The sequence below is a fragment of the Vibrio sp. 10N.261.52.A1 genome (assembly GCF_002876325.1).
GTDB lineage: Bacteria > Pseudomonadota > Gammaproteobacteria > Enterobacterales > Vibrionaceae > Vibrio > Vibrio chagasii.
In genome coordinates, this window is the sequence record NZ_MCYD01001001.1 from 1 (window position 1) to 3252 (window position 3252).

The window sequence follows — 3252 nt, forward strand, 5'->3', positions numbered from 1 at the left end:
ATGATATGGCATCTAATCGTTAAGAGTTGAAGATGAACTTTTCAATCGCGACCGCTACACCATGGTCGTCGTTGCTTGCGGTGATATGATCAGCGATTTTCTTGGTTTCTTCCATCGCGTTGTCCATTGCAATGCCAAGGCCCGCGTATTCCAGCATATGGTGGTCATTTTCAGCATCGCCCATACAGATCACTTCTTCGGCTGTAATGCCTAAGTGTTTGGCAATGGCTTCAATACCGACACCTTTGTTTGAGTTCGGATTTAGGAACTCTAAGAAGAAAGGTGCGCTCTGAACAATAGTAAACTGATTCTTAAGCTCTTGTGGCAATTTACTGATGATGTCTGTCAGTTTTGTTGGCTCAGCAACAATCATGGTTTTAATGATTTCGTGGTCGTCTTCCAACCGAGAAAAATCGAACTCGTTAATCTCTAAGCCGTTGATGCGTGCTTCAATGCCGGTGTATTCGTTGTTCTCAGGTGTAATTAAACCATGAACTTTGCTGAACGCATGGACATAACCACCAAGCTGCTCGGCAAGTGCTGCGATTTCTTTTGCCGCCTTACCATTGCTGATCTCGCTATGAATGATCTCTTTTGTTGATACATTCTGAACCATAGAGCCATTGTAGAAGAGTACAAAGTCATCCTCGCCGTTAATTGAAAGCTCATCGAGTTTACTCTGCATACCTTCTAAAGGGCGGCCAGAAGCTAGAACGACCTTCACACCTGCAGCACGAGCCTTGGCAATTGCTTCTTTGTTCTCTTGAGAAATTACTTTGTCACTGTTGAGCAGCGTACCGTCCATATCAAGAGCGATCAGTTTGTACATGTTGTTCCTTACTAAAAATAAAAAGCTAACGAAATCTAATGGGCGAAAGGATAAGGGAACTTGAAACGCTAGGCTAGGGCTTTGATCAAGTGATTTATCAGTACTCATTTGTTTGACCAAAAGAGGCAAGTGCTTTAAGGTCTGCGGTTGATTAATTTCATCAAATGATTGAGCTGAGGGAAAGTTGTACAAGATTAACGAAATGTTTGAAACCATCCAGGGTGAGGGCGTGTTTACCGGCGTTCCTGCTGTTTTTGTTCGTTTGCAAATTTGCCCTGTAGGCTGTTCTTGGTGTGATACCAAACAGACATGGGAAGCTTTGCCAGAAGACGAGACTAGCCTTGGTGATATCATGGTTAAGACAGAGGATTCACCGACTTGGTCTTCTATTGATGCTCAAGGAATCGTGAATGAATACATTAAGCAAGGCTACACTGCGAAACACATTGTGATTACAGGTGGTGAGCCATGTATATATGATCTTGTCCCTCTTACTGAAGCATTTGAGAAACACGGCTGTCGCTGCCAAATTGAGACTAGCGGTACATCAGAAGTAAAAGCCACACCTGATACTTGGGTTACGGTGTCACCTAAGGTGGCAATGAAAGCGAAACTGGAAATCTTAGACAGTGCTTTGCAGCGTGCTAACGAAATTAAGCACCCAGTAGGAACAGGTAAGGACATCGAGCAACTTGATGGTTTACTGGAACGAGCAGAAGTATCTGATGATACTGTGATTGCTCTACAACCAATTAGCCAAAAAGATCGTGCGACGAAGCTTTGTATTGATACCTGCATTGAGCGCAATTGGCGCTTATCAATTCAAACTCATAAGTACTTGAGCATCGCATAGTTTGTGACTTTGTAGAGTGCTTACCCGTTGTAGAAAGTTCGTCAGTTTTAGGTAGGAATGGAAATGAAAAAAGCAGTAGTAGTATTCAGTGGTGGTCAAGACTCAACCACGTGTTTAGTTCAAGCATTAAAAGAGTATGATGAAGTTCATGCGATTACGTTTGACTATGGTCAGCGTCATAAACTCGAGATTGAAGTTGCTGAATCACTAGCTAAAGAGTTAGGCGTGAAAGCGCACAAAGTGATGGATGTAACTCTTTTAAACGAGCTAGCTATCAGCTCTTTAACTCGTGACGATATTCCTGTTTCTCATGAACTGCAAGAGAACGGTTTACCGAATTCGTTTGTCCCTGGTCGTAACATTCTGTTCTTAACGCTTGCTGGTATTTACGCATATCAAATCGGCGCAGAAACGGTGATTACTGGTGTATGTGAAACGGATTTCTCTGGTTACCCTGATTGTCGTAATGACTTCGTAAAAGCGATGAACTCTGCGTTAGTTCAAGGTATGGACAAGCAGCTGGATATTAAAACGCCATTAATGTGGCTAAACAAGGCTGAAACTTGGGCCTTGGCTGATCAATACTCAGCACTTGAGCTTGTGCGTAATAAAACCCTGACTTGTTACAACGGCATCATCGGCGATGGCTGTGGCGATTGCCCGGCATGTGAACTGAGAAAAGTTGGCCTCAATGACTACCTAGGTGATCGCGAATCTATTATGGCTGAACTGGTTCGTAAGCAGGCTGAGAATAAATAATCTCAGGCAGGTCAATGGGGTCGTTATACGCATCAATAATGCAGTTTCGGCCGTTACTTTTTGCCTGATATAGAGCTTGGTCAAGCACTGAATAGAGCTCATCGAAGTCACTTAATGCGTTTGAGGTTGCTAAGTAAGCAAAACTCGCAGTTACATTAAGTGGCTTTTTACTTTCTGATAGAAAAACGGTGCTTGAGATTACATAGTGTAACTCTTCGACTCGTTCTCTTACTTCCGATGGAGTGGTGTCTGTCAGCATTATTACAAACTCTTCACCACCTAAACGACCAAACAACTCTCCACTCATCAAGTGCTTTCTGATTTGTCTGCTAATGTGGACGAGTGCTCTGTCTCCAGTTGGGTGACCATGTTCATCATTGATTTTCTTAAACTTATCTAAGTCTAATAAGATTAGAACATGTTGCTTATTTGTTTCTTGAGAACGCTTGACCCGTTTAATTCGTCTTATGATTTCAGTTCTGTTGTACGCTTTGGTCATAGCGTCAATCGCAGCTTTTGAGCGAATTGTTTTATTCGCGAACACCATAAAACTCGCACCACACAACAATAGAATCACAATGATGTTGTAAACCCAGCGTTGGCGCTCCATTTTCTCGATATGAAGGCGGTCAATGTTCGCTTGGTGAAGCAATAAGGAGCTCTCTAGTTCTTGTTCATATTTGGTATGGGCAATATCGAGCGCCTCGAGTGCGAGCCGATTGTCTGTATCTCGCGCTTCCATCTGAATGGATGAATATCGTTGATAATAGATAAACGCTTGTTGGTAATCATTAAGCGCTTTGTGTATCTC

4 protein-coding genes are annotated in these 3252 nt (G+C 42.8%); 2 read left to right on the plus strand and 2 right to left on the minus strand.

Features of this window, described 5'->3' with window-relative positions:
• Positions 1 to 19 precede the first annotated feature (19 nt).
• Positions 20 to 829 (minus strand): Cof-type HAD-IIB family hydrolase, encoded by an 810-nt coding sequence (locus tag BCT81_RS21705; RefSeq protein ID WP_102425805.1) that lies wholly within the window; start codon positions 827 to 829, stop codon positions 20 to 22.
• A gap of 184 nt (positions 830 to 1013) precedes the next feature.
• Here BCT81_RS21705 and queE point away from each other — a divergent pair, with 184 nt between their 5' ends.
• Both queE and queC read left to right on the plus strand, forming a co-directional pair.
• On the plus strand, positions 1014 to 1682 hold the full coding sequence (gene queE, locus BCT81_RS21710) for a 7-carboxy-7-deazaguanine synthase QueE (RefSeq protein WP_331710902.1): 669 nt from the start codon (positions 1014 to 1016) through the stop codon (positions 1680 to 1682).
• A gap of 63 nt (positions 1683 to 1745) precedes the next feature.
• Entirely contained in the window at positions 1746 to 2441 is a 696-nt protein-coding gene (queC, locus tag BCT81_RS21715) for a 7-cyano-7-deazaguanine synthase QueC (protein ID WP_061033467.1), read from the plus strand.
• Here queC and BCT81_RS21720 read toward each other — a convergent pair.
• On the minus strand, positions 2401 to 3252 hold an 852-nt coding region (locus tag BCT81_RS21720; RefSeq protein ID WP_133152682.1), incomplete at its 5' end, for a GGDEF domain-containing protein. The genes queC and BCT81_RS21720 overlap by 41 nt on opposite strands.

What these genes read in the sequence shown, in the direction of transcription:
- queC (WP_061033467.1), top strand. Translation starts at nt 1,746, where the DNA reads ATGAAAAAAGCAGTAGTAGTATTCAGTGGTGGTCAAGACTCAACCACG.
- BCT81_RS21705 (WP_102425805.1), bottom strand. Translation starts at nt 829, where the DNA reads ATGTACAAACTGATCGCTCTTGATATGGACGGTACGCTGCTCAACAGT.